General features: G+C 64.0%; 28 protein-coding genes. 19 read left to right on the forward strand and 9 right to left on the reverse strand.

Going from position 1 to position 25,183, the window contains the following annotated elements:
• The first annotated feature begins 73 nt into the window (after positions 1–73).
• Both H0O22_RS02720 and H0O22_RS02725 read left to right on the forward strand, forming a co-directional pair.
• Positions 74–907, forward strand: coding sequence for a PfkB family carbohydrate kinase (locus H0O22_RS02720; protein WP_370521502.1), 834 nt, complete (start codon positions 74–76; stop codon positions 905–907).
• Positions 900–1,091, forward strand: coding sequence for a hypothetical protein (locus H0O22_RS02725; protein ID WP_185187511.1), 192 nt, complete (start codon positions 900–902; stop codon positions 1,089–1,091). Before H0O22_RS02720 ends, H0O22_RS02725 begins: the two co-directional genes overlap by 8 nt.
• Here the strand turns inward: H0O22_RS02725 and H0O22_RS02730 are convergent.
• On the reverse strand, positions 1,049–1,360 hold the full coding sequence (locus H0O22_RS02730) for a cell division protein SepF (protein ID WP_255439433.1): 312 nt from the start codon (positions 1,358–1,360) through the stop codon (positions 1,049–1,051). The genes H0O22_RS02725 and H0O22_RS02730 overlap by 43 nt on opposite strands.
• Positions 1,361–1,462: 102 nt before the next feature.
• Between H0O22_RS02730 and H0O22_RS02735 the strand changes: the two genes are divergently transcribed.
• The 4 genes from H0O22_RS02735 (at position 1,463) to H0O22_RS02750 (ending at position 5,229) form a co-directional block, all read left to right on the forward strand.
• Positions 1,463–2,374, forward strand: coding sequence for a metal ABC transporter substrate-binding protein (locus H0O22_RS02735; RefSeq protein WP_185188253.1), 912 nt, complete (start codon positions 1,463–1,465; stop codon positions 2,372–2,374).
• Positions 2,371–3,129, forward strand: a complete 759-nt coding sequence (locus H0O22_RS02740) for a metal ABC transporter ATP-binding protein (RefSeq protein WP_185187512.1) — start codon at positions 2,371–2,373, stop codon at positions 3,127–3,129. Before H0O22_RS02735 ends, H0O22_RS02740 begins: the two co-directional genes overlap by 4 nt.
• Positions 3,126–3,962 carry a metal ABC transporter permease gene (locus H0O22_RS02745; protein WP_185187513.1) on the forward strand — a complete coding sequence of 279 codons (837 nt, stop codon included), beginning with the start codon at positions 3,126–3,128 and terminating at the stop codon, positions 3,960–3,962. Before H0O22_RS02740 ends, H0O22_RS02745 begins: the two co-directional genes overlap by 4 nt.
• A gap of 94 nt (positions 3,963–4,056) precedes the next feature.
• Positions 4,057–5,229: a DUF4336 domain-containing protein gene (locus H0O22_RS02750; RefSeq protein WP_185187514.1), complete on the forward strand. Its 1,173-nt coding sequence runs from the start codon at positions 4,057–4,059 to the stop codon at positions 5,227–5,229.
• A 3-nt stretch (positions 5,230–5,232) separates the two neighbouring features.
• On the opposite strand, the gene H0O22_RS02755 is transcribed toward H0O22_RS02750, so the two are convergent.
• Together H0O22_RS02755 and lepB are read right to left on the reverse strand one after the other, a co-directional pair.
• Complete coding sequence (locus H0O22_RS02755) at positions 5,233–5,580, reverse strand: DUF760 domain-containing protein (RefSeq protein ID WP_185188254.1); 348 nt, start codon at positions 5,578–5,580, stop codon at positions 5,233–5,235.
• Positions 5,581–5,609: 29 nt separating this feature from the next.
• On the reverse strand, positions 5,610–6,212 hold the full coding sequence (gene lepB, locus H0O22_RS02760) for a signal peptidase I (RefSeq protein WP_370521464.1): 603 nt from the start codon (positions 6,210–6,212) through the stop codon (positions 5,610–5,612).
• A gap of 32 nt (positions 6,213–6,244) precedes the next feature.
• Here lepB and menD point away from each other — a divergent pair, with 32 nt between their 5' ends.
• The 7 genes from menD to H0O22_RS02795 all read left to right on the forward strand — a co-directional run bounded on the left by menD (position 6,245) and on the right by H0O22_RS02795 (position 13,914).
• Positions 6,245–8,014 carry a 2-succinyl-5-enolpyruvyl-6-hydroxy-3-cyclohexene-1-carboxylic-acid synthase gene (gene menD, locus H0O22_RS02765; RefSeq protein ID WP_185187515.1) on the forward strand — a complete coding sequence of 590 codons (1,770 nt, stop codon included), beginning with the start codon at positions 6,245–6,247 and terminating at the stop codon, positions 8,012–8,014.
• Positions 8,014–8,865, forward strand: coding sequence for a 1,4-dihydroxy-2-naphthoyl-CoA synthase (gene menB / locus H0O22_RS02770; RefSeq protein WP_185187516.1), 852 nt, complete (start codon positions 8,014–8,016; stop codon positions 8,863–8,865). The genes menD and menB overlap by 1 nt, the downstream gene beginning before the upstream one ends.
• A gap of 49 nt (positions 8,866–8,914) precedes the next feature.
• Positions 8,915–9,520, forward strand: coding sequence for a L,D-transpeptidase (locus H0O22_RS02775; protein ID WP_185187517.1), 606 nt, complete (start codon positions 8,915–8,917; stop codon positions 9,518–9,520).
• A gap of 41 nt (positions 9,521–9,561) precedes the next feature.
• The gene (gene glgA / locus H0O22_RS02780; protein ID WP_185187518.1) at positions 9,562–11,088 is read left to right on the forward strand and encodes a glycogen synthase GlgA; all 1,527 of its coding nucleotides are present in this window, start codon (positions 9,562–9,564) and stop codon (positions 11,086–11,088) included.
• Positions 11,089–11,237: 149 nt separating this feature from the next.
• The gene (locus H0O22_RS02785) at positions 11,238–11,870 is read left to right on the forward strand and encodes a hypothetical protein (protein ID WP_185187519.1); all 633 of its coding nucleotides are present in this window, start codon (positions 11,238–11,240) and stop codon (positions 11,868–11,870) included.
• A gap of 4 nt (positions 11,871–11,874) precedes the next feature.
• Positions 11,875–13,233 carry a UDP-N-acetylmuramoyl-tripeptide--D-alanyl-D-alanine ligase gene (gene murF / locus H0O22_RS02790; RefSeq protein ID WP_185187520.1) on the forward strand — a complete coding sequence of 453 codons (1,359 nt, stop codon included), beginning with the start codon at positions 11,875–11,877 and terminating at the stop codon, positions 13,231–13,233.
• Between the two features lie 246 nt (positions 13,234–13,479).
• Positions 13,480–13,914, forward strand: a complete 435-nt coding sequence (locus H0O22_RS02795; RefSeq protein ID WP_370521465.1) for a Coq4 family protein — start codon at positions 13,480–13,482, stop codon at positions 13,912–13,914.
• Here H0O22_RS02795 and glmU read toward each other — a convergent pair.
• Genes glmU through aroA form a run of 3 tightly spaced genes read right to left on the reverse strand, consistent with a single transcriptional unit; the run spans position 13,911 to position 17,464 of the window.
• On the reverse strand, positions 13,911–15,251 hold the full coding sequence (gene glmU / locus H0O22_RS02800) for a bifunctional UDP-N-acetylglucosamine diphosphorylase/glucosamine-1-phosphate N-acetyltransferase GlmU (RefSeq protein WP_185187521.1): 1,341 nt from the start codon (positions 15,249–15,251) through the stop codon (positions 13,911–13,913). The genes H0O22_RS02795 and glmU overlap by 4 nt on opposite strands.
• A 28-nt stretch (positions 15,252–15,279) precedes the next feature.
• On the reverse strand, positions 15,280–16,182 hold the full coding sequence (locus H0O22_RS02805) for a tRNA (5-methylaminomethyl-2-thiouridine)(34)-methyltransferase MnmD (RefSeq protein WP_185187522.1): 903 nt from the start codon (positions 16,180–16,182) through the stop codon (positions 15,280–15,282).
• A complete protein-coding gene (aroA, locus tag H0O22_RS02810; RefSeq protein WP_185187523.1) occupies positions 16,157–17,464 on the reverse strand; it encodes a 3-phosphoshikimate 1-carboxyvinyltransferase in 1,308 nt (435 codons plus the stop codon). The genes H0O22_RS02805 and aroA overlap by 26 nt, the downstream gene beginning before the upstream one ends.
• 86 nt (positions 17,465–17,550) lie before the next feature.
• Between aroA and H0O22_RS02815 the strand changes: the two genes are divergently transcribed.
• Positions 17,551–17,802, forward strand: a complete 252-nt coding sequence (locus H0O22_RS02815; RefSeq protein ID WP_185187524.1) for a Nif11-like leader peptide family natural product precursor — start codon at positions 17,551–17,553, stop codon at positions 17,800–17,802.
• Here H0O22_RS02815 and H0O22_RS02820 read toward each other — a convergent pair.
• Together H0O22_RS02820 and H0O22_RS02825 are read right to left on the reverse strand one after the other, a co-directional pair.
• On the reverse strand, positions 17,799–18,233 hold the full coding sequence (locus H0O22_RS02820) for an Rrf2 family transcriptional regulator (protein ID WP_185187525.1): 435 nt from the start codon (positions 18,231–18,233) through the stop codon (positions 17,799–17,801). The genes H0O22_RS02815 and H0O22_RS02820 overlap by 4 nt on opposite strands.
• A 3-nt stretch (positions 18,234–18,236) precedes the next feature.
• Positions 18,237–19,802: a UbiD family decarboxylase gene (locus H0O22_RS02825; protein WP_185187526.1), complete on the reverse strand. Its 1,566-nt coding sequence runs from the start codon at positions 19,800–19,802 to the stop codon at positions 18,237–18,239.
• A gap of 63 nt (positions 19,803–19,865) precedes the next feature.
• Here H0O22_RS02825 and H0O22_RS02830 point away from each other — a divergent pair, with 63 nt between their 5' ends.
• From H0O22_RS02830 to sds, 5 genes are read left to right on the forward strand one after another with little or no spacing between them, the layout of a single operon-like run.
• On the forward strand, positions 19,866–20,621 hold the full coding sequence (locus tag H0O22_RS02830) for a 2-phosphosulfolactate phosphatase family protein (RefSeq protein ID WP_185187527.1): 756 nt from the start codon (positions 19,866–19,868) through the stop codon (positions 20,619–20,621).
• Positions 20,622–20,669: 48 nt separating this feature from the next.
• Positions 20,670–21,488 carry a carbon-nitrogen hydrolase family protein gene (locus tag H0O22_RS02835; RefSeq protein WP_185187528.1) on the forward strand — a complete coding sequence of 273 codons (819 nt, stop codon included), beginning with the start codon at positions 20,670–20,672 and terminating at the stop codon, positions 21,486–21,488.
• A 46-nt stretch (positions 21,489–21,534) separates the two neighbouring features.
• Positions 21,535–22,614 (forward strand): N-acetylmuramoyl-L-alanine amidase, encoded by a 1,080-nt coding sequence (locus tag H0O22_RS02840; RefSeq protein WP_185188256.1) that lies wholly within the window; start codon positions 21,535–21,537, stop codon positions 22,612–22,614.
• Positions 22,611–23,459, forward strand: a complete 849-nt coding sequence (murI, locus tag H0O22_RS02845) for a glutamate racemase (protein ID WP_185187529.1) — start codon at positions 22,611–22,613, stop codon at positions 23,457–23,459. The genes H0O22_RS02840 and murI overlap by 4 nt, the downstream gene beginning before the upstream one ends.
• A gap of 50 nt (positions 23,460–23,509) precedes the next feature.
• Entirely contained in the window at positions 23,510–24,481 is a 972-nt protein-coding gene (gene sds / locus H0O22_RS02850) for a solanesyl diphosphate synthase (protein WP_185187530.1), read from the forward strand.
• Here the strand turns inward: sds and H0O22_RS02855 are convergent.
• Positions 24,475–25,149, reverse strand: coding sequence for an HAD family phosphatase (locus H0O22_RS02855; RefSeq protein WP_185187531.1), 675 nt, complete (start codon positions 25,147–25,149; stop codon positions 24,475–24,477). The two genes, sds and H0O22_RS02855, sit on opposite strands and share 7 nt — an antisense overlap.
• Positions 25,150–25,183 lie beyond the last annotated feature (34 nt).

The raw sequence follows: 25,183 nt of genomic DNA on the forward strand, positions 1-25,183 counted from the left end.
CCTGAGCCCCTGCTTCGGCGGGGGCTTTTTTGTTGGGCTTGAGGGGTTTTGATGGGACTGCAGCTGTCATGGACTGCCGTTGTCTTCCGCTTCCGCCCTGCCCCCCCTGCGCATGGCCGTGGTCGGCCACGTCGAGTGGGTGGAATTTCTGGCGGTGGATCAACTGCCTCGTCCTGGAGCGATTGGTCATGCCCTGCGGACCCTGGAGGAACCCGCGGGCGGTGGCGCTGTCGTTGCGGTGCAGATGGCCCGGTTGCTCAAGCAGCCCGTCCAGTTCTTCACGGCCCTCGGCCGCGATGCGGTTGGGGATGCCTGCGTGAAGCGCCTCGAGCAACTGGGCCTTGAGGTTCACGTCGCCTGGCGGGAGGCCCCAACCCGGCGTGGCCTGAGCTTGGTGGATGACGAAGGAGACCGGGCGATCACCGTGATCGGTGAGCGGCTGACCCCGACCCTTGCGGATCCCCTGCCTTGGGCGGAGCTCGCCGATTGCGACGGCCTCTTTGTCACGGCCGCCGATGCCCCTCTGTTTAAGGCCTGCCGTGCTGCCGCCGTCCTGGCCGCGACTCCGCGGGTTCGTCTGCCTGTGCTGCAGGAGGCCGAGGTAGCCCTCGACGCCTTGATTGGCAGTGGCCTTGACCCCGGTGAGCGGCTGGATCCCGCGCAGTTGACCCCACCACCGCAGACGCTGATCCGCACGGAGGGTGCGGCGGGGGGGCTCAGTCTTCCGGGCGGACGCTATGCGCCTGCACCGCTCCCGGGACCGATGGTGGAGAGCTATGGCTGTGGTGACAGCTTTGCGGCGGGGGTGGTCACGGGCTTGGCGGCCCGCTGGTCCCTGGCGCAGTCCATCGCCTTGGGGGCCCAGTGTGGTGCGGCCTGTGCGACGCGCTTTGGCCCCTATGGCTAGTCAACTTGGACGCTTTGGCCTGCGGGTGCTCAGGGTGACCGCCAGCACGGCCTCAATCATCGAGTTGCTTCGCTCCGATTGGACCGGTGGTGTTTCGGCGGGGGTGGCTTGGCTGCTGTTTGTGCAGTTTGAGCGCCGTCTTCAAGCGGGCTCCACGGATGAACCCGAGGAGCCACTGAGCTGACTGACGCCGACCCCCGCCGGCGCGCAGAGGTAGGTCCCGTCCCCCACCCGCTCCATGCGGCCATCGAGGGCATGGACCGCCCCCGCCACAAAATCCAGGATCCGCTGGGATTCGCTCGGCTCCATTCCTTCGAGCTGCAGCACAACGCACTGCCGCTCTCGGACGGCCTCCACCGCATCACTGGCCTGCTCAAACTGCTGACAGCGCAGCACCGTGACCTGCGGCAGCCAGATCCCAAATGGTGTCTGCATCTCCACGTTGTGGCTCATCCCTGCAGATCTGTCCAGTCCATGGGCGAATCCCTTCGCAGAGGATTTACCTAAGATGGGCATAGGGGTGAGGACGGTTTGCGGCGTTTCCGGCAGCTGGTGATGTTGATCGGGATCCCGATCGCACTTTCTTCGTGTGGCGTCGCGCCTCCTCCGTCCAGGGATCAAAGGAACGAGCAGTCCCGTCCCATTGTTCTCACCACGTTCACCGTGCTGGCTGACATGGCTCGGCGGGTGGCAGGGTCTCGTCTGTCCGTGCGTTCGATCACCAAGACAGGTGCTGAGATCCATGGTTACGAGCCCACTCCCAGTGATGTGGAGGGCGCAGTTGGCGCTTCCTTGATCCTTAAGAACGGGCTCGGCCTCGAACTTTGGGCCGACCGGTTTGTTAGAGCCGCTGGCAATGTCCCAACAGTCACCCTCTCCGACGGCATCCAGCCGGTCTTGATTACTGAAGATGCCTATGCGGGGCGTCCCAATCCTCACGCTTGGATGTCACCCAAGCGAGCTCAGCTGTATGTCGATCGCATGGTTGAGGCTTTTTCCGAGCTCGATCCGGCTGGTCAAGCGGTCTATCGCGCCAACGGAGCTCGCTACAAGGAACAACTGACCACGCTTGATCAGCAGCTCCGTAGCGCCATATCACAGGTTCCTAAACGGCGCCGAGTGTTGGTGACCTGTGAGGGTGCCTTTAGCTATCTCGCCCAGGATTACGGCCTCGAGGAGGCCTACCTCTGGCCTGTGAATGCTGAGAGCCAGATCACCCCCCGTCGCCTAGCACGTCTCATCGACCGTGTCCGCAGCAGTCGTGTGCCAGCCGTATTTTGTGAAAGTACTGTGAGCGACAAGGCTCAACAGGAAGTGGCACGGGCCACTGGAGCTCGTTTTGGCGGTACCTTCTTTGTCGATTCCCTGTCGGGTCCTACGGGCCCAGCTTCCTCATTGATCGATCTTCAACGCCATAACGTCGGTTTGATCGTCAAGGGTCTGGGTGGTGAGGTTGCGGAGCGATGAACCGCATCGAAGTTGATCAAGTGTGTGTCGACTACCACGGCACTGTGGCGTTATATGACGCTTGTTTGCATTTGCCCGCCGGCTGCATCTGTGGCCTCGTTGGTATGAATGGCGCTGGCAAATCAACCCTCTTCAAGGCGCTCACGGGTTTTGTTCGTCCTTCCTCAGGATTGATTCGCATTAATGGGGTCTCTGTTGGTCAGGCCCAACGCGAGCAAGCAGTCGCCTATGTCCCCCAAAATGAGGGTATTGATTGCGATTTCCCGGTGTCTGTTTGGGATGTTGTGATGATGGGCCGATACGGGGGCATGAACTGGCTCCGAATTCCCCGTCAGAGTGACCGAATGGCCGTCAAAGATGCTCTCGCTCGCGTAGAGATGCTTGACTTGGCGCAACGGCCCATTGGCAAGTTGTCGGGGGGACAACGCAAACGTACGTTCTTGGCACGAGCGATTGCCCAGAGAGCTTCGGTGTTACTTCTTGATGAACCCTTTAACGGTGTTGACGTTCGTACGGAAAAGCTAATCGCAAATCTTCTTGTCCAGTTTCGACAAGAAGGACGCACCATTTTGATCTCGACTCATGACCTAAGTCATGTCCGTGACTTTTGCGACCTGGTCGTGCTCATTAATAAAACTGTCTTGGCCTACGGTCAGACCGCTGATGTCTTTACTCCAGAGAATCTGGCTCTCACGTTTGGAGGGCTGCCACCCAATTTGTTGACAGGTTCTGTCTCGATCGAGGAAGGACAATGATCTCCTTGTTGATGGAGCCGTTGTCTCACGCCTTTATGGTCAGAGCGCTAATGATCAGTGCGCTCGTTGGTGGTGTCTGTGGCTTGTTGTCCTGCTACATGAGCCTTAAGGGCTGGGCTTTGATGGGCGATGCGGTTTCGCATGCAGTCCTTCCTGGTGTGATTGTTTCGTACGCCCTTGGGCTGCCATTCTCTATGGGTGCCTTTGTGTTTGGTGTTGGTTCAGTTGCGATGATTGGCTTTGTCAAGCAGAAATCACGAGTTAAAGAAGATACGGTTATAGGTTTGGTCTTCACAGGCTTTTTTGCTTTGGGGCTCGTTTTGGTCTCGAAGATTCGTAGCAATATTGACTTGATGCACATTCTTTTTGGAAATGTGCTTGGAATTTCACTTTCGGATATTTTCCAAACGATCGTCATCTCTGGTCTCATTGTTTCTGTCCTTATGGTCTTTCGCCGGGATCTGTTGTTGTTTTGTTTTGATCCAACTCACGCTCGCTCGATTGGGATCAATACAGGGGCATTGCACTATCTACTTCTTTCGGCTTTGTCTTTGGCTGCCGTCGCAGGCTTGCAAACTGTTGGAGTGATCTTGGTGGTTGCCATGTTGGTCACTCCTGGCGCGACTGCTTACTTGTTAACCGACCGATTTGACCGGATGACTTGGATTGCGATTGCAAGCAGTGTTCTCTCGAGTCTCTTGGGTGTTTACATTAGTTACTGGACTGATAGCTCAACGGCTGGATGCATTGTTCTTGTACAGACAGGGCTGTTCCTTCTGGCTTTCTTGTTTGCTCCTAATTACGGTCTAGTGAGGCGTCGCGTTCGCTCTTAGTGTGATGCTCTATTTCCCGAGTCTTCCGAAGAGTGCTGTGGTGATTTTTGGGGTTCATTACTCTCTTGCGTCAGCCGACTGACCGATTGGTGTAATGGTGGACGTCGCTGTAGCCCCAGCTGATCAACGCTGGCCCTGGTGGCCGCTGTTGCCGCTCTATCCCTATGGACGCAAGCGCACCTTGGTGCGCGAATTGATCCCTGAGCAGCTCTGGAGTTTCGAGCAGTTGCAGGGTGTTTTCTATGTGGCGGTCCCCATCCGGATGACCGTGGTCCGGGTCCGAGGGGGCTTGATGCTCTATGCCCCCGTGGCGCCCACCAGAGAAGTCTGCCAAGGGCTGAAGGCCCTCGAGGAGCGCTTCGGACCGGTCAAGACGATCGTGTTGCCGACGGCTTCTGGGTTGGAGCACAAGTTGCCCGTCCCGCCCATGGCCCGGGCCTTTCCCCAGGCGGACGTCTGGATCACCCCAGGTCAGTGGAGCTTTCCGATCAATTTGCCCCCGTCCTGGCTGGGCTTCCCCCGGGGACGGACCCGGGTTCTCCAGGAGCAGGGCTATCCCCATGCCGATGAGCTCAGCTGGTCATCCTTAGGCCCTCTCGATCTGGGCTTGGGGCGTTTCCAGGAATTTGCCTGTTTGCACCAGGCCAGTGGCTCACTGCTGCTCACCGATGCGTTGGTGGTCATCAATGTGACACCGCCGCCCATCTTTGACCTCGACCCCACGCCCCTGTTGTTTCACGCCCGTGACAGCGGTGACCAGCCGCTGACGGATACCCCGGAATTTCGCCAGAAGGGTTGGGAGCGCTTGGCTCTCTTTGCTTCGTTTCTGCGGCCGGAGGCCCTTCAGGTCCCGCCCATTCCTGCGTTGTTGGCGAAGGCCTTCAAGCCGGGCTGTCGATCGGCCCGCAGTTACTTCGGCTTGTTTCCCTTTCAGTGGCGCTCGAGTTCCCGCGACGCGTTTCTGGCATTGAGCCAGGGGGGCGGCCCGCTACTGGTGGCGCCAGTACTTGAGCGACTGGTGTTTCCGCGGGCCCGCCCGGTGGTGGTTCGTTGGCTGAAGGAGTTGTCCCAACTGCCGGAGGTGCGCTGGCTGGTGCCCGCCCACTACGACGCTCCGGTTCCCTGCTCCAATGCCCAGCTCGCCCAGCTCGCCGAGGCGTTCGACGCGCGCCAATGGGCTCCGTCGGAGGGGAACTGGGATTACCTGGCCTCCATCGACCGCCTGCTGCTGCGCACCGGCGTGGTGCCCAGTGAGGAGTCTGTTTAAGGCCTAGAGCCGCAGTTCGCCGGGGTCGGCGTCGGCGCCACCAGCGTCAAACAGGGTGGCTTCCAGCTCCATCCGCTGCTCCATTTGGCGCAGGAAGTAGCCGGTCATCATCGCGGAGGCCAGCAGCCCTGCCAGGTGGTCGCGGCTGGCGGTGATTTTGACGTCGAACTGTTCGCCGGGGATCATCCCCAGCAGGCCTTGAACGTTGTGCCGAATGATGTCCTGGATGTCGCCGCTGGCCGAGCGAGCCACGCGTTGCAACACGTCCGGAGACTGTTCCTGCAGGTACTGAATCAGGGAGTTGCCGCTGATCGGTTCGCTGTCGCTGGTCAGGAACTCCGGGTTGAACATTCCGGCGTGCTCCACGTCAGGTTTGCACCCTACCCCAGCTGATTGTCCGCCCCTGGGTCGGGGAACCGAATGGGGCCGGCACGGTTCAAGGGCCAGTAGCGGAGCACCGCGGTGCCGATCAAATCCTGCTCGGGCAGGGGGCCCCAGACATGGGAATCGAGGCTCGCATTGCGGTTGTCCCCCAGGACCAGCAGGTGGTGATCGGGAACGGTGACCGGTCCGAAGGCGTAGTCGATCGCTTCGCGGCGCCAGGGTTCAGAGACCGCCGTGCCATTGCGTAGCAGCATCCCGTCCCGCACCTCCACCACGTCCCCGGGTTGGCCGATGACCCGTTTGATCAAGGCCGCCGTTGGGTCGTAGCCGGCCGCCACCAGTTGCTCCGGGGCGCGAAAGACAACGATGCTTCCCGTTGGCACGCCAGAGCCAAGCTTTGGTCGGACCTTTTCCACGAGGATGCGGTCCTGCAGTTGCAGGGTGGGCAGCATCGAGCCTGAGGGAATCCAGCGCGGTTCCAGGACGGCCCAGCGCAGCACCAGGGCCAAGCCCAGCCAGACCAGGACGGACCTCCAGCCCTTCGCGGCAGACCCAGGTGTTTGCGGCGGTGTCTCCATGGATTCGGCTTGGGCCGTCATGATCGCCACATCCTGATCAACGGCCCGCTGCGGTGCCTCTTCCCTCTCCCCACCCCTGCAGTGCCGAGGCGAATCTTCAGGCCGCCGTGGCGCTCTTGCTGGAGCTCCAGCGCCAGGGGCTGCGCCGTTTGGTGCTGTGTCCGGGGAGTCGTTCCGCCCCCTTGGCCCTGGCGGCGGGTCTACTGGCCGAGCGGGGATTGGACCTGTACTGCGGCGTGGATGAGCGATCGGCCGCCTTCCTCGCCCTGGGCTTGAGCCGAGGCGACGGCATCCCTGCCGCCCTGGTGACCACCTCGGGAACGGCGGTGGCCAACCTGCTGCCGGCTGTTGTTGAAGCTGATTTTGGTGCGATTCCGCTGTTGGTGCTGAGTGCGGATCGCCCGAGCCGACTGAAGGAGTGCGGCGCCAATCAGACGGTCAATCAGGAGACGTTCCTGATGGCCTCGTGCCGGCGTGTTCTGCACGGTGATTCCAGAGGCCTGGCGGCCATGGAGGCTGGGGCGTTGGAGGACCTCGCGCGGGAGGCGTGGGCCACAGCGTTGGCCTCTCCTTGGGGACCTGTGCACTGCAACCTCCCCTTTGAGGAACCCCTGCATGCCTCGGCGGAGAGCATCAGCCGGCTGCAGGCGGAGTTGGGTTCGCTGGTCCTCGAGATCGCCTGCGGCGAGACCGGCGTTGCAGAGCCAGAGGCTCCCCCTCCCCTTTTGGACTTCGATCGTCCAGGCGTGGTGGTGGCCGGCCCCTGGCGCGGTAGCGCCCAGGCCCTACCCGCCTTTGCTGAAGCCTTAAACGCTCTGCAGGAGCGCACCGGTTGGCCGGTGTTTGCGGATGTGCTCTCAGGGTTGCGGGGCTGGTCGGGGCTGGAGTGCATCCACAGCTATGACCTGCTGTTGGCCGATGGCCATCGTTTGCCGCCCTCGCCCCAGCTGCTGCGCCTGGGCCCGGTGCCAGCCAGCCGCCGGCTTCAGGGCTGGATCCAGCAGTGCGACGGCCCCCAGCTCTTGCTGAGCGAGGGGGACCCCCGCAACCTCGATGCCCTGGGCAGCGCGACGGCGCGCTCGTCCATGGGCTTGACGTCCTGGTGCCAACAGTTGTCTGAGGGCCAGCGGCAAGGGGGCCCCTCGAGCGAGAACTTGCGCTGGCGCGGCCTCTGGCTCGCCGCCGAGCAGCATGTCCAGCGGCGCTTGGATGACGACCTCGCCGGTTCCTGCCCTTCCGAGCCTGCGTTGGCCCGTTGCCTCAGCCGTCTCCTCCCAACCGACTGGGGAGTGATGCTTGCCAGTAGCAGTCCCGTGCGGGATTGGGAGAGTTTTTCAGCAGCGGATGCCCCGTGCCACCGGACCTACGGCTTCCGCGGGGCCTCAGGCATTGACGGCACGCTCTCCATTGCGGCCGGCCTGGCCTGCAGCACCGGACCGATTCTTTTGATGAGTGGCGATCTGGCCCTTCTGCACGATGCCAATGGATGGCTCTGGCAGCAGCAGCTGCAGGCGCGTGATGCGCGCTTAACGGTCGTGATGGTGGACAACGGCGGAGGCGGGATCTTTGAGCAGTTGCCGATCCGTCCGGCCCTGGACTTCGAGCGTCTCTTCGCCATGCCCCAATCCCTGGACCACCAGCGTTGGGCTGCGGGCTACGGCATTCCTTCCCGCGCTGTCGTGGGCCTGGAGGCCTTGCCTGAGGCCTTGTCTTGGGCGCAAGAGCACACCCTGAGCCTGCTGGTGTTGCGGACCGATCGCCAGGCGGATGCCCAGTTGCGTCAGGCCTTGCGCCGCACAATGGTCCAACTCGCCACCAGCTGATGTCAGCCGCTGCGGCCGCCGTGCAGTGGATCCCCCAGGGCTCCTATGTGGACATCCTGTTTGATCTGAGTGACGAGGGCATTGCCCGAATCCAGATCAACCGCCCCCAGAAGCGCAACGCGTTTCGTCCGAAGACCGTCAGCGAACTCTTTGATGCGTTCTCACGGGTGCGGGACAACCCGAAGGTGGGCGTGGTTCTCTTCAGCGGCGTTGGCCCAGCCCCCGATGGGGGCTACGCCTTCTGCGCGGGCGGCGATCAGAGCGTGCGCGGGGACGGCGGCTATGTCGGTGACGACGGTCTGCCCCGTCTGAATGTTCTTGATTTGCAGCGGCTGATCCGCAGCCTCCCCAAGGTGGTGATCGCTTTGGTGGCGGGCTACGCGATTGGCGGCGGTCAGGTGTTGCATCTGCTCTGTGACCTCAGCCTGGCGGCCGAGAACGCCCGTTTTGGCCAGACAGGCCCCCGTGTGGGCAGCTTTGACGGCGGCTTTGGTGCGGGTTATCTCGCCCGGGTCGTCGGCCAGCGCAAGGCCCGGGAGATCTGGTTCCTCTGCCGCCAGTACGGCGCCAAAGAGGCCTTGGAGATGGGCTTGGTGAATGCGGTGGTCCCCCTCGATCAGTTGGAGGCGGAGGGCATGCGTTGGGCGCGTGAGGTGATGCAGCACAGCCCAACCGCGATCCGCTGCCTTAAGGCGGCGTTCAACGCCGAGACGGATGGCCTGGCTGGGATTCAGGAATTGGCCGGTCAAGCCACCCATCTCTTCTATCGAACGGAGGAGGGACAAGAGGGCAGAAATGCCTTCCTGGAGAAGCGATCCCCTGATTTTTCGGGCTCCGACTGGTTGCCGTAGCACAACTCAAGTCTCGTAGCTAGTCCTAGGTGAGACTGCTGCTTGGCTCGTGACGTTCTCCCGTTCGACCGGCGTCGCCCTTCTGACGCCCCTCGCCTTGGCTTTGCTTCCCCAGGTCGCCGAGGCGCGCCAACCGGACCCCATCCCCCCTCCGGCACCAGTCATCAGTGATGCGGTGGCCCTCGCTCGCATCCCCGTTGAGCTCAAGAGCCAGGAGGGTCTGCATCTGGTCCTGGATCGCCAGACCCGGCAGCTGATGGTCATGAAGGACGGCCGCATGCTGCACCGCTATCCAGCCGCGGTGGGCACGGACGGCTGGGAAACCCCCGCCGGCACGCATCGGGTTCTCGAGAAGGTCGCCAAGCCGGTTTGGCAGCATCCGGGCAATGGCAGCCAGGTGGGGCAAGGCCCGAAGAATCCACTCGGGTCCCGTTGGATTGGTTTCCACCGCAATTGCACCCCGAAGGAAAACGCCTGGGACGGTGAGCGCTATCTCAGCGTCAATGGCTGCACGGTCGCGGGATTCCATGGAACCCCCCATCGCTGGACCGTCGGTCGCGCCGTCTCGCACGGTTGCGTGCGCCTCTACGAGGAAAACGTCCAGGAAGTGTTTGAGCTCGTCGAAGTCGGCACCCTGGTGACGGTTCTTCCCTGAAGACTGCCCGTAAAGTTGCGCCCACTTGCGATCCCATCGCCATGCGGGTGCTCTTTGCTGCGGCTGAATGTGCACCGATGGTCAAGGTCGGTGGGATGGGCGACGTTGTCGGCTCCCTGCCCCCGGCCTTGGCCCCGCTGGGCCACGACGTTCGCCTGATCATGCCCGGCTATGGCCGGCTCTGGAGCTTGCTGCAGATCCCCGGTGAACCCGTCTGGCGGGGGCACACCATGGGCACGGACTTTGCGGTGTTTGAGACCCGCCACCCCAGCAATGGCTTGCCCCTCTACCTGGTGGGCCATCCCGTCTTTGACCCTGAGCGGATCTATGGCGGTGAGGACGAGGACTGGCGTTTCACCTTCTTCGCCAGCGCCGTCTCCGAATTCGCCTGGCACCACTGGAAGCCCGACATCCTGCATTGCCATGACTGGCACACCGGCATGATTCCGGTCTGGATGCATCAGGACGCGGAGATCAGCACGGTCTTCACCATCCACAACCTCAAATACCAGGGCCCCTGGCGCTGGAAGTTGGACCGGATGACGTGGTGCCCCTGGTACATGCAAGGGGATCACACGATGGCGGCGGCTCTGCTCTATGCGGACCGGGTCAACGCGGTCTCCCCCACCTATGCCCAGGAAATCCGCACGCCGGAGTACGGCGAAAAGCTCGACGGCTTGTTGAACTTTGTGAGCGGCAAGCTGCGCGGGATTCTCAACGGCATCGATCAGGACGCCTGGGATCCGGCCACAGACACAACCTTGCCCGCCAATTTCTCGGCGGATGATCTGTCCGGCCGTGCCGCCTGTAAGCGCGCTCTGCAGGAACGGATGGGCCTCACGGTCAATCCCGACACCTACCTCATGGGTGTCGTCAGCCGTCTGGTGGACCAAAAGGGCATCGACCTGTTGCTGCAGGTCGCGGATCGGGTCCTGGCCTATTCCGACAGTCAGATCGTGGTCCTCGGGACCGGTGATCGCAACCTGGAGGCCGGCCTCTGGCAGATGGCATCCCGTTACCCCGGGCGCTTCGCGGTGTTCCTGACCTATGACGATGCGCTCTCGCGGTTGATCTATGCCGGTAGCGATTCCTTCTTGATGCCCAGTCGCTTTGAGCCGTGTGGCATCAGTCAGCTCTTGGCCATGCGCTATGGCTCCATCCCCGTGGTGCGCCGGGTTGGCGGCCTGGTGGACACCGTTCCGCCCCATGACCCCAATGGCCACTCCGGGACAGGCTTCGGTTTCGATCGCTACGAGCCCCTCGATTTCTACACCTCGATCGTTCGTTCCTGGGAGGCCTATCGCCATCGCCAGAGTTGGACCGAGTTGCAACGGCGGGCCATGCAGGCCAACTTCAGTTGGGATCGTTCCGCCCTGGAGTACGACCGGATGTACAAGGAGGTCAAAGGGGTGAAGGAACCCACTCCCGATGCCCAGGCCGTGGAGCAGTTCTCCTTGGGGCAACAGGCTGATCCCAGTCGCCAAGGCGTCGACCAGGCTCCGGACGCTGAGGCCAGTTCGGGTCTGCGCAATCGCCTATCGCTCCTGCGCCGGCGGAGCAGCCGCTGAGGACCCCCCCGCCCACTGAAGACCGGCGCAGCGATCTCCCTGCGCCCTACCGGAATCCCTGGGCTGCCCTAGCCGAGGACCTGCGTGCCGTCCGTGCCGACGTTGGGTTACGTGGCCGGGAGCTTTGGCGGCGCAATCGCCAGGGGACCTTGCCGTCACCCGCTTGGTGGCCGGCTGATCTGGCCCCCTTGTTTTGGCCGGTTCTGACCCTGCTGCTGGTTGCCGTGCTGGCCAGCATGTTGACCCTGCTGGTCAGGGTTTGGCCTCACGCTCCAAATCCTGGGGAGTCAGCGGCTCCTGTCGTTGCGGTTGAGGATGCGTCCCCGCTGCTGCCGGCCCCGACGCCGATCAGCGAGCCACCGGCCGTTGCTCCTCCGCTGGAGGAGATCGTTCAGGAGCGAGCCGAGGAGGCCACCCCTGAGCTGGACGCCAGCGCCTTGGAGCGAGAGAACTTTGATCCAGAACCCGTTGACCCCGAAGGTCTTGAGGGGCCGTTTGCACCGGATCCGCTGCTGGAACTCGTGCAGCGACCGGAAGCCGATGGCCTCCTGCTGCAGGCGGAGGGCGTCGCTGATCAATCTCTCTTGATCCTGCAGGTGCGACCGGCGTTCCCCGCGTTAAGTCCCCAGGAGCAGCGGCGCCGCGCTGAGCTCTGGCAGCAATGGGCGCTGGAGTTGGGCTACGACCATCTCGAACTGCGCGATTCCCGCGCTGGCCTCATCGCCCGAGATGCCCTGGTGGGTGAGGGCATGATCGTCCTGCGTGATTCGTCGTCCACCTAATCCGATGCAGTTCGGCGCTCTGATGGCCCTATGGGGAGACCCCCAGGGCGCCTCAACCGGATGGGATCCCGACGTGGTTGTTGGCTCCATTTGCACCGATAGCCGCAGGTTGGCGTCTGGACAGCTGTTTGTCCCTTTGGTGGGTGAACACTTTGATGGCCATACCTTTTTGGCCCAGGCGGCCGCGATCGGTGCCCAAGCCGCGATTGTCCAGAAGGACAGGAAGGACTTGGTTCCGGAAGGGCTGCTTCATTGGCTCGTCGACGACACCCTGGAGGCCTATCAGCAGTTGGCGTTGCTGCACCGTCAGCAACTGTCCGCTCAGGTGGTGGCCGTCACGGGCTCGGCTGGGAAGACCACAACCCGTGAACTGATTCGCTCCGCACTGCTGCCGCTGGGGCCGGTGCAAGCCAGCCGGGGCAACGAAAACAACGACATCGGGGTTCCGCTCACCTTGCTCAAAGCCGGGGAACAACACCAAGCGGTGGTTGTCGAAATGGGCATGCGGGGACTGGGGGAGATTGAACGCTTGAGCCACACGGCTGCTCCGGACGTGGCCGTGGTGACCAATGTCGGGACGGCGCATATCGGGCGGCTCGGCAGCCGTGAGGCGATTGCCCAGGCCAAGTTGGAAATCACGGCGGGCCTTCGAGAGGACGGCCTGCTGGTGGTGTCTGCCGGTGATCCCCTGCTCGAGGCGGCCCTTGCGCGGGTTTGGTCCGGTCGGGTGGCGCGGGTGGCCTTGGCCGATGAGGATGGCGTTGCAGACGCCGATTGGATCGGCGACTGGGATGACAGGCACGGCGTGATCAGCGTGAAGGGATCACGCCTCCAGGTGCCGCTCGATGGTCGCCACAACGCCCGCAATCTGCTCCTGGCCCTCGCCGTGGCCGCTGAACTGGGCGTGCCCCTCGGCGAGCTCACGCGGATGGAGGTGGATGTGCCAGGGGGGCGAAATCGTCGGTTGCAGCTCGGTGGCTTGACCCTCCTGGATGAGACCTACAACGCCTCTCCAGAAGCGGTCTTGGCGGCCTTGGACCTTCTGGCGGCCCAGCCCGGCCGCCGTTTTGCGGTCCTTGGCACCATGCTGGAACTGGGAGATCAGAGTGTGGCCCTGCACCGCCAAGTGGCAGAGCGCGCAGCGGCCTTGGGCCTCGACGGTTTGGTGATCGTGGCGAGCGGTGAGGAAGCGGAGGCCATGGCCATGGCCGCCGCGCCCTTGCCTCGAGTGGAGGTTGTGGCTCAGCCCGAGCTCGCAGCGGCGCCGCTTGCGCAATGGCTCTCGAGCGGAGATGTGCTGCTCCTGAAGGCGAGCCGCGGTGTTGCATTGGAGCGCCTCATTCCCCACCTTCCTGAGCTGTGAGCGAGGCTGAGCTCAGCGCTGGGGCCAGCATGCAATTCAATCTGAAGAGCCGCCTTCAATCCCTGAAGCTGGTTTCAGGGCTCGCGAAGTTTCTGAAGAACCCCGAATCCCTCGAGGGGGTGTTTGCGGTCAGCCGCAGTCTCCAGAACAGCACCCTGTCGGCGCAGATGTTTCGCCATCTGCTGGCGAACCCCGAGTTGGCGGCCCTGGTGCAGGAGAACTGGCGTCCAGGAGCGAGTGATCTTGATGCCCTGCTGGCCCTTCCGGAGGGGAGCTTGGGGCACGTCTACGCCCACCAGCTTCGCTCCCCAAGGGCTGACGCCCGACAGCCTGATCGATCCCACACCGGTACATTCGCCCGAGGACTACATCACGCACCGGCTTCGGGAGACCCACGACATCGTCCATGTCCTGACGGGCTTTGGCACCGATGGTCCCGGAGGGTTGGGCCTTCAGGCCTTCAACCTTGCCCAGAACCGTTCGCCCCTGGCGGTGATGCTCATCCTTGGCGGGATGTTGAGCTGTCTGCAGAACGACGAACCCCTCGAGGACCTGCTGGAAGCCCTCTCCCGAGGTTTCGAGATGGGGCTCAAGGCCCGCTGTTTGATCGCTCAGAAACTCGAGGACGGATGGGACCGCCCCCTGGCGGAGTGGCGCCAGGCGTTGGATCTGCCCGCCTAGGACCAGTTCTCCTTCACGAGCTGTTTGGCGCGACCCAAGGCCAAGGCCCCTGCGGGCACGTCCTTGGTCAGGGTGGAGCCAGCCCCCACCGTCACGTTGGCCCCCAGGGTGATCGGCGCCACCAGCACGGAGTTCGCGCCGGTTTTGCTGCCGGCGCCAATGAAGGTCTTGTGCTTGTTGACCCCGTCGTAGTTCGCGGTGATGGTCCCTGCGCCGACGTTGACATGTTCACCGAGCTGGGCGTCGCCGATGTAGCTGAGGTGATTCACCTTGCTGCCTGCGGCGATCTGGCTCTTCTTGATCTCGACGAAGTTGCCGATCCGGCAGTCCTTGGCCAGTTCGCTGCCGGGCCGTAGCTGGGCATAGGGGCCAATGGAGCAGCGATCGGCGACGACGGCATCGCGCAGCACTGAATAGAGCACCTCCACCTCTTCGCCCAGGCTCGCGTTCTCCAGGAAGCTCCCGGGGCCAATCCGGCAGCCCCGGCCGACCGTGGTGCTGCCGCGGAAATGGCACTGGGGTTCGACGACGACATCGCGGCCAAAACGGGTGCCGTCACTGAGGGTGCAGCTGTCTGGGTCGACAAAGGTCACGCCTTCGGCCATCCAATAGCGGCGAAGCCGCTGCTGGATCACCGCTTCACATTGGGCCAGCTGGTAGCGGTCGTTGATGCCATTGATCTCATCGGCATCGGCGACCTCCAGGTGCATGGCCGGGTTGAGCATGGCCACGGTATCCGTGAGATACAGCTCCCCCTGGTCGTTATCGGTGCTGAGTTGGGGCAGAACCGCGGCCAGCTTTCTCCAGTTGAAGCAATAGATTCCGGCGTTGGTGAGGGTGTTGGCCCTCTGTTCCTCGCTGCAGTCGCGGTGCTCGACGATCGCGGAGACCTGGCCGCTGGCATCCGCGAAGACCCGGCCGTAGCCGGTTGGATCCGCAAGCCGTGCCGTCAGGAGGGTCACCGCCGCTTGGGAGCTGCGGTGTTGCTCGAGGAGTGCCGTGATCGTCTCCTGCCGCAGCAGGGGGACATCGCCATTGAGGACGAGCAGATCCCCCTCAAAGTCCGCCAGGGGAGCCAGCAGTTGCTGGACGGCATGGCCGGTGCCGTTCTGAGGTTGCTGCAGCACAAATTCCAGCCCGGCGTGCTGGCTTAGGGATTGCTCGACCCGCTCGGCTTGGTGCCCGACGATCAGGATTTGGCGCTGGGGCTCAAGGGCGCGGCAGCTGCCGAGCACACGCTCCACCAGGTTGGCTCCTGCCAGGGGTTGCAGCACCTTGGGCAGGTCGCTCTTCATCCGGGTGCCCTTCCCGGCGGCCAACACGGCAACGGCGAGCATCGGCAAGGGCGGGTAGCTGAGCGGGAATCTACTGGTGGTTGCCCGTAAGTCCCCAGCGCCGCCGCCAGGCGCTAGTGCCCTCGACGTTGCCCTCTTGCATCGCTTTGGCTTGGGCCTGTTGCCGCCGTTGCAGGATTGTTTTGCGGTCCAGGCTGAAGCCGGGGTCGCGGTAAGGCTCGGCCGCGTTCGTGAGGAGATGCTCCTCCTCCATCGGGGTGAGTGGACGCAGGCGAGGGCTAGGGGGCAAGGGGGATGGGCTTGCTGCCGTACCTCCACTCCAGTCCTGTTGGTGCTGTTGCAGTCCGCAGGGGGCTTCGATCGTGGCCAGCTCCAGGCCCGCAAGTCGCAAGGCTTGGCGCACGGCTGCGGCACTGCAGTAGGTCAGCAACAGCCCCTTGGGCTGCAGCAGGCTGCCCAGGGCCCCCAGAAATTCAACGCTCCACAATTGGGGACAGCGGCTGGGTGAGAAGGCATCCATCAGCAGCAGATCGAACTGCCCCTGCCGCTGCTCCACCAGCGGTTGGACCGTCTGCCGGGCATCTCCCCAGAGCATGCCTGGACTGCTGCAGAGCTCCTGCAGCCGCGCGAGCGTGCCCGGTTGCCACTGGCCGCAGAAGGCTGGGCTCGCCAGGGCCTGCGCGAACGGTTCCCGATCGAGTTCCAGTCCCCACCACTCCAGGGTCAGGTCATGGCTGCCGCAGCCCTCGATCAGGGCCGCAGTGTTGCAGCCGGTTCCCACACAGACATCAAGAACCCGCAGGCTGCTGCCCTTCGCAAAACGCTCGAGCCCGGCCGGCTCGACAAACTTTTCGCGCGCTTCCGTTAGGGCGCCGCGGCTGCTGTGGAAGGCTTCGCCGAACTCCGGGCTGAACAGGCTGAAGCTGCCGTCAGCGGTGCTGCGGGGCTCAAGCTTGAAGCCGTTCGAGGTCATCCCAGAAGCCGGGGTAAGAGACCGCTGCCGCCTCCGGACGGTGGATGGTGGTGGCACTGCTGGCGATCTGCGCCGCGACGGCCAGGCTCATGGCGACGCGGTGATCGGTTTCGCTGTCGACCTCCGCGCCGTGCAGCTGCACGCCACCTTGAATCGTCATCCCGTCTGGGAACTCGTCGATCAGGGCCCCCATGGCTCCCAGTTGACGGGCCATGACCGCCAGGCGATCGGTTTCTTTGACGCGGAGCTCCTCGGCTCCCGTCACCCGGCTGAGTCCCTCGGCGCAGCAGGCGGCGACCGCTAGCACGGGGATTTCATCCACCAGCCGCGGAATCAGGTCAGCGCCGATGGTGAAGGCCTTCAGCGGACCGTGCAGGACCCGTAGATCCCCAACGGGTTCGCCGGCCACATCCCGGGCGTTGAGCACCTCAATGCGGGCCCCCATCTGCTCGAGGACGTCCAGGATTCCCGTGCGGCTGGGGTTGAGACCGACGTTCTCGATCGTCAGATCAGCGCCTGGGGTGATCGCACCGGCCACCAACCAGAAGGCGGCCGAGCTGATGTCTCCGGGGACGACTACGTCCTGTCCTTTCAGGGTGGAGCCAGGCACGACGGTGACCTCGGTCTGTCCCGGGCCCCCCACTGTCAGCTCGGCACCGAAGGCGCGCAACATCCGCTCGCTGTGGTCCCGGCTCTGGACCGGCTCGATGACCGTCGTTGGACCATCGGCCGTCAGCGCCGCCAGAAGGATGGCGCTCTTGACCTGGGCGGAGGCGACCGGGGTGCGGATGGTGGTCCCCTTCAGTTGACGGCCCTCGATGGCCAGGGGAGCCAGGTTTCCGCCCGAGCGTCCGTGGATGGTGGCCCCCATTTCAGACAGGGGCCCACCCACCCGTCTCATCGGCCTGCGCCGCAGGGAGTCATCGCCAGTGACGACGAAATGCCGACCGCTGCGGCCCGCCAGCAGCCCCAGCATCAGGCGCATGGTGGTGCCGGAATTGCCGCAATCCAGCACGCTCTCCGGTTCCTGAAAACCATCGAGGCCCACGCCTTGAACAACGACGGTCTGACCGGCTTCGATCGCAGACACCTCGACCCCCATCGCCCGCAGGCAGGCGGCGGTGCTGAGGGGGTCCTCAGCGGGGAGCAGTCCTTCGATGCGGGTCGTTCCCTCCGCGATGGCCCCAAAAAGCAGGGCGCGGTGGGAGATCGACTTGTCCCCGGGGACCCGCACCTGTCCCTTGAGGCTGCGACCGGTGGTGGTGCCCAGGGCGAGGGACATGGAGAACGGTTTGGTTTCAGCGAGCGTAGGAACTGATCAAAACCGGACACCCTCGCCAGACTGGGGCCACCCCACAGAACGGGTCCATGGCTGAGCAACTCACCCCTCTCTTTGGCTTTCTCGCTCTGATCCAGGACAACCCAGAGCTTCGGGCCCGTCTCAATGAGGTCTGCACCGCGGATGAGGTGGCCGCGATTGCTGGGGAGCACGGTCACGCGTTTGAGGCATCCACCCTCGTGGGCCTCTTTGAGCGCTGCAATGAGGCCCCTGTGGCCCGTTCAGGTTTGATGGACGAAAAGCTGATCCGCGTCTATCTGCAACGGGACGCGCTGCGTTAACCCAGCATAAGGCCGCCTTCATTACTGAGGCACTCCTGCCAGCTCTGCAGGTCAAACAGCAGTTCCTGCAGTGTCAGTTGTTTGAGCTCGCGGTCGAGGGCGGTTTGCAGGCGTCGTCCCATGCTGCTGAGCACTTGCTGTTCTGCGCGGCTGCTCTCCCCCGGGCCGTTCAGCGTGAGGGGCGCTCCCACGGCGCTGAGCACCTCACCCACCGGAATTGATTCAACGGCTCGGCTCAGCCGGTACCCCCCCTGCCGGCCGCGTTTGGCCTCCACGAGCTCGGCGCGGCGTAATTGCAGGAGCAGTTGCTCGAGCATCGGAGCTGGAAGGCCCTGGGCTTCAGCGATGTCGCTGACCGAGCACCACTGGGGACTGGCCATGGCCAGGTGCAGCAACGCCTGCAGTGCTTGGAGGCCAGAGCGCCGCAACATGGCTTAGGCCGGCCGTTGCAGGCGTTCAAGAACCTGCTCGATCACGTAGCCAAACAGGGCCGGGTCGGGCTCCTGTTGACCGACATCGGCGAGCCCCAGTTCCTCCCAGCGCGCATCGAGGCGCGCCTCCAGCTCTGCGGGCCGCCGCAAGGGCTCTCCCCAGGGGTGGTTGCGCTCGGGCCCCACCTTGGTGGTGGCATCAATGGCGAGGCGCCCCCCCAGACCCAGCTGCTCGCTCGCGAAATCCAGGGTGTCGAAGGGGGTGTTCTCCAGGACAAAGAGATCCCGTTGGGGATCCACGAGGGAACTGATCGCCCAGATCACCTGCCTTGGATCGCGAATGTTGATCGACTTGTCGACGACAACGACGAACTTGGTGTAGGTGAATTGCGGCAGAGCACTCCAAAAGGCCATGGCCGCCCGCTTCGCCTGGCCTGGATAGGCCTTGTCGATCGCGATCACGGCGAGCTTGTAACTGAGCCCCTCCATCGGGAGGAAGAAATCAACGATTTCGGGAATTTGTTGACGCAGGATTGGCGTGTAGATCCGATTCAGGGCGATGGCGAGCATGGCGTCCTCCTTCGGGGGACGGCCGCTGAAGGTCGTGAAGTAGGTCGGATTCCGCCGCTGGGTGACGCACTGGATTCGCACCAAGGGTGAGGGTTCGACCCCTCCGTAGAAGCCCATGTGATCGCCAAAGGGGCCGTCGGCCAGCTCCTCGCCAGGGGTGATCGTTCCTTCGAGGACGATTTCGCTGTGGCTTGGCACCTCCAGGTCCAGGGTTTTGCACTTCGCCAGTCGCACCCCCTCTCCGGCGTAGAGACCAGCAAACAGCCACTCGCTCAGTTGTACGGGAATCGGCGTGGCAGCAGCCATCACCAAGAGGGGGTGAACCCCGATCGCGATGGCGATCTCCAGCGGTTTACCCAGGGCGGCGGCCTTACGCAGGTGGCGCGCGCCCCCGCGCACGCTCAACCAGTGCACCGTCATGGTGTTGATCGACTGCTGTTGCAGCCGGTAGACCCCGACGTTGGGGGTCCCGGTCTCGGGATCCTTCGTGATCACCAGGCCGAGGGTGATGATGCGGCCCGCATCACCGGGCCAGGGCCTTAGCAGCGGCAGGCGGTCCAGGTTGACGGCCTCGCCTTGGAAAACCTCCTGCCGGCAGGGCGGCAGCAGATCCAGGTCGGGCTTGGCCTTGAGCACATCCAGCAGGACTGAGCCAAAGCGGATGGCTTCCCGCGGTCCCTTTGGAGGCTTGGGCTGCTGCAGCAGCGCTAGGCGCTCCCCGAGGGCTTCGAGCTCCTCGGGCCGCTCCATGCCCATCGACCAGAGGACCCGCTCGAGGGTCCCCAGCAGATTGACGGCCACCGGAATGCTCGAGCCTTTGACGTTTTCAAAGAGCAGGGCCGGACCGCCACAGCCAAGAACCCGGTCGGCAATCGCCGCGAGTTCGAGATCGGGGTCCACCGGTGCGCTGATCCGGCGCAATTGCCCACGCGCTTCGAGCAGTTCAAGGAAGCCCCGGAGATCGCGTTGGGATCCAATCGCGTTGGCCGCAGATCCCATGGCGCTCTCAACTTTTCAGCAGGTTCTGCCTACTGTGGCGCACCCCCTTGTGCCACTGCGGTCGTGCAGATCTCCTATTTCCACACCTCGGAGAACGTTCCCAGCCTGCGCCCCGTGGCTGAGGGTGGACCGGATGCGGCCGTCGTCATCGACGTGCTGCGGGCCACCACCACCATTGCCTGCGCGCTGCAGAGTGGCGCTGAGGCCATCCAAGCGTTCGCCGACCTCGAGGCCCTCAATCAGGCCGCCAATGCCTGGGTGCCTGAGCGCTGCCTGCGGGCGGGTGAACGCGGCGGTCAGACGGTTGCTGGCTATGACCTCGGCAACTCCCCCCTGGCGGTGACCCCGGAGGTTGTGGGAGGCAAGCGCATCTTTATGAGCACCACCAACGGCACGCGCTCGCTGGAGGCGGTCAAGCCTGTCCCGCTTCTGGTGACCGCCTGCCTGCCGAACCGCAGCGCCGTTGCCAAGCGCTTGATTGACCACGGGGTTGAGCGGGTCTGGGTGGTCGGCAGTGGCTGGGAGGGGGACTATTCCCTCGAGGACAGCCTGGCGGCCGGTGCCGTCATCTCCGCTGCCATGGAGTTGGCCGTGTCGCCCCATGTGGGCGTTCGCTGTGCCAATGACGAAGCCCTGGCCGCCCTCGCCCTGTGGCAGCAATGGCGCCACGACACCGAGACCTGTCTGCGGGCCGCCAGCCATGGCCAGCGGTTGATGGGCCTCGGCAACCATGACGCCGACTTCGCCTGCTGCTCAGCCGTCGACACGATGACGATGGTCCCCACCCAAACCAGTCCCGGAGTGCTGCAGGCCGCTTGATCCCATTGCGGCCACCCTTACAGTGACCGCGGCGGCAAAACACCAGCGTTGACAAGCTTTCTGGCTTCGGCAATCCAGCTCAATAGCAGCGCTGATCTCTCCGCCAACTTCGCCGCTGCCGAAGAGCAGATCGAGTTGGCTGTTCGCCGCGGTGCCGAGCTGGTGGGCTTGCCCGAGAACTTTGCCTTCATGGGCGAAGACAGCCAACGGCTGGAGCAAGCCGCACAGATTGCGGAGCAGGCTCAGCGCTTCTTGATCACCATGGCCCGCCGCTATCAGGTGGCCCTGATGGGCGGTGGTTACCCCGTGCCCGCCGGTGCGGGACTGACCAGCAACCGTGCCGAGCTGGTGGGTAAAGACGGTCAAATCCTGGCGACCTACGACAAGATTCACCTCTTCGACGTCGATCTACCCGACGGCAACACCTACCAGGAGTCGGCAACCGTCCAGCCTGGCAACAGCCTCCCTCCAGTGGTGGATGTCCCAGGGCTCTGCCGCGTCGGCCTGTCCATTTGCTACGACGTCCGCTTCCCGGAGCTCTATCGGCATTTGGCCGCTGAGGGGGCGGATCTGCTCTTTATTCCCGCCGCCTTCACCGCGTTTACGGGCAAGGATCACTGGAACGTTCTGCTGCAGGCGCGGGCGATTGAGAACACGGCCTATGTGGTCGCCCCAGCCCAGACCGGTCAGCACGGCCCCCGCCGCCAGACCCACGGCCACGCCCTGGTGATTGATCCCTGGGGCACCGTCCTCTCCGACGCCGGCACGTCTGTCGGCCAAGCGGTCGCTCCGATCGATGTGGGGCACCGTCAGCGGATCCAGGCCCAGATGCCCAGCCTTCAACACCGCAAACCCGCCCTGTTCTAAGGCGAGATCTGTGTCGCCGCTGACGCTGCACCACCCCGTCAGACGCCTGTCGCGTCTGGGGCTTGCCCTGCTTCTTCCCTGTGTGACGCTCCTCTCGGCGCTGCCGGCGCGAGCGTGGAGTGCCCTCTCCGCTTGGGCCATCAGTCGCGATGGCGTCCTGGAATTACGGACGCCGCCGGCCACGCGGCTGCAGGCCTTTTTTGAGGAGGGCAGTGCCGGAATGGGGCCTCGCATCTGGGTGGATCTCCCCGGGGCACCCCAGCGCTCGAGAACCCTGGTCGGCAACGGTGCGATCCGTGAGGTCCGCATTGGTCGTCCCACCGACAACGCCACCCGCTTGGTGATCGAGTTTGAGCCCGGTACCCGGCTCGACCCGCGTCAGATCAAGTTGGTGGGCACCGACGTCGACCGCTGGTCCATGGACTTTGGGCCCAGTGTGCGCGATCTCCGTGCCATCGGTGAGGGCAGCCTTGAGCGGCCCCAAGGTCCCAGTTGGCGCGCCCTTCCGCCTCCGGCTCTCCAGCTGCCGCGCGGTCCCATTCCAAAACTGGGCGATCTTCCGTCGGTTCCCCAGGGGCGCTACACGGTGGTGCTTGATCCCGGACACGGTGGCCCGGATCCAGGGGCGATCGGCATCAACAACCTGCGCGAGACCGACGTGGTTCTTGACGTGAGCCTGCAGGTGGCTCAGATCCTTCAAGCGAAGGGGGTGCTGGTCCTGCTCACCCGCTCGTCCGAGGTCGATGTGGACTTGCCTCCTCGGGTGGCGTTGGCCAACAACAACCGTGCGGATCTGTTTGTGAGCATCCACGCCAATGCCCTGAGCATGAATCGCCCGGATGTGAACGGTGTGGAGACCTTCTATTTCCAGGGTGGCCGTTCCCTAAGCCTGGCTCAATCCCTCCAGAACCAGCTCTTGGCGGCGTCCCCTGGAACTCCGGACCGGGGTGCACGCTCCGGCCGCTTCTTTGTGATTCGCCGCACGGTGATGCCGGCCGCCCTGGTGGAGATGGGCTTTGTCACCGGGCAACTCGATGCCCCCCGCTTGGCCGATCCCGGTTTCCGCCGGCGGCTGGCCGTTGCTATCGCTATGGGCATCCTCAATTACCTGGTGGCTTACCCATGAGTGGGGCCCCCATCGGTCTCTTTGATTCCGGCGTTGGCGGTTTGAGCATCTGGCGCCAGGTGGTGCATGCCCTGTCGTCAGAGCAGCTGCTCTACGTGGCCGATCAAGCCCATGTGCCCTACGGCCATCGTTCGGCGGCCGAGATTCAGGCCCATAGCCAGGCGATTGCGGACTATCTGGTTGCCGAAGGCTGCAAGGCGATCGTGGTGGCTTGCAACACCGCATCCGCCGTCGCGCTGGAACCGCTCCGCCAGCGCTTCCCGCAGCTGCCCATTCTCGGTTTGGAGCCGGCGGTGAAGCCGGCGGTGCAGCTCACCCGCAGCGGGGTGGTGGGGGTGATGGCCACACCGGCCACCTTTCAAGGCCAGCTGTATCGAGCCACGGTCGGTCGCTACGCCACGGCTGTTCAGGTCGTGGAGCAGGTCTGTGTTGGCCTGGCGGAACTGGTGGAGCAGGGCGAGCTGGAGGGCCCGGACTGCGACGCCAGGTTGATGGGGTATCTGGAGCCCATGCTGGCGGCTGGAGCCGACACGATTGTCTTGGGCTGCACTCACTATCCCTTCGTGATCGAGTCCATTCGCCGCTTGGTGGGGCCGTCGATGGCTGTGGTGGATCCAGCGCCGGCTGTTGCCCGTCACCTTGCCGATGTCCTGGCCAGGGAGGGGCTGTTGGCCCCTGCCGAGAGGGGGCCGCTGGAGCCGGCCTCCCGCTACCGGTTTGCCACAACGTCCAGTCCTTCGGCTTTCAACCGTGCCCTCTCGCGGCTGGTGGGCGTGAGCAGCTCCAGTCAGGCCCTGATCTGGCAGCAACGTCCCGACCAATCCCCCGTTCTCCACCCCGCTTAGGCAGCGGTCGGAGGCTGGCGCCTTCTAGGATCAGCCCACCGCTGGGGGTCATGGCCACCGTTGCAGAGCTGCTACAGCCCGTCGAGTCCGATCTCGAGGCTCTGCTGAGTGATCTCCGCAGTCTGATTGGTGCTGGACACCCGATTCTTCAGGCCGCTGCAGAGCATCTCTTCAGCGCCGGTGGGAAGCGGCTGCGCCCCGGCATTGTTCTTTTGATTTCACGGGCCCTCGCGCCCGATGGTGAGCTCACCAGCCGCCACCGGCGCCTGGCTGAAATCACCGAGATGATTCATACCGCCTCGCTCGTCCACGACGACGTGGTGGATGAGGCCTCGACCCGCCGCGGCGTCGATACGGTCCACAGCCGCTTCAACCACCGCGTTGCGGTCTTGGCCGGTGATTTCTTGTTTGCCCAGGCCAGTTGGCACCTCGCCAACCTGGACAACCTCGAGGTGGTCAAACTGCTCTCCCGCGTGATCATGGATCTCGCCGATGGAGAGGTGAAGCAAGGCCTCTACCGCTACGACACAGGCCAGAGCTTCGAAACCTACCTCGAGAAGAGCTACTGCAAGACCGCCTCGCTGATTGCCAACAGTGCCCGTGCGGCTGGCGTCCTGAGTGGTCTGCCTGAATCACAGCTCGATGACCTCTACCGCTTTGGTCGTCAGTTGGGCTTGGCCTTCCAGGTGGTCGATGACATCCTCGATTTCACCGGCAGTGATCAACAGCTGGGCAAGCCCGCCGCCAGCGACCTGGCCAGCGGTTACCTCACGGCACCCGCGCTTTATGCCCTTGAGGAGCGTCCGGCTCTCGCTGGTCTGATCGAGCGTGAGTTCAACCAAGAGGGCGATCTGGAGCAAGCCCTGGAGTTGGTTCGCAGCAGCAATGCGATCCAGCGCTCCCGCACCCTGGCGGAGACCTTTGCCAATGAGGCCTACGAGGCCCTGAGCTTCCTGCCCCCATCGGATTGCCGGACGGCTCTGTTGGAGCTGCCCGAGTTTGTTCTGAGCCGCCTCTACTGAGGCGTGCCCTCGAGCAACGGCAACACGTCGACGAGGGATGTCAGCATCTCCGTGCCCTTTCCCGGGTAGAGCTTGCGATCGGCCCCAGGGGCCGGCACGACAAAGACACGGCAACCTGCAGCTAAGGCGGCCTCGGCTCCCGCGGGGGAGTCTTCAAAGGCCCAGCTGTCAGCACAGTTCACTCCCAAGCGCTGAGCGGCGAGCTGAAAGACATCCGGATGGGGCTTGCCGCGTTTGAGTTCGGGATCGTCGCCATGGACCCTCTCTTGAATGGCCTCCAGCCAGGGATGCGGTTGGGCTTTGAGCAGCACCGCCTCCCGGGAGCTGCTGGTGGCCAGAGCCATCGGTAGAGCCAAGTCGAGGCAGCGTTGAACGAGGGCTTGGGCTCCGGCCATGGGTTGGGCCTGGATCAGCAGTGCTTCGGCGATGGGTTGGCGGATCGCCAGCAAGTCCTCCGGGCTGGGGACCTCGAGGCCGCCTGCACCAATCCAGAGACGCACCTGATCGGCGCAGTCCAGCCGCCGGCGCCCTCGCAATTGCATGAGCTCGCCATCCGTCAGCTCTCGACCGAAGTGCTGGGCCGCCCGCTGCCAGGCCTCGGCATGCAGGGGTTCGGTGTCGAGCAGTAGCCCATCGAGGTCGAACAGGCAGGCGGCGGGATGAGCCATGTCCCCATCCTGAACCCTGCAACAGCGTTACAGC

Source organism: Synechococcus sp. LTW-R, from assembly GCF_014217875.1.
GTDB lineage: Bacteria > Cyanobacteriota > Cyanobacteriia > PCC-6307 > Cyanobiaceae > Vulcanococcus.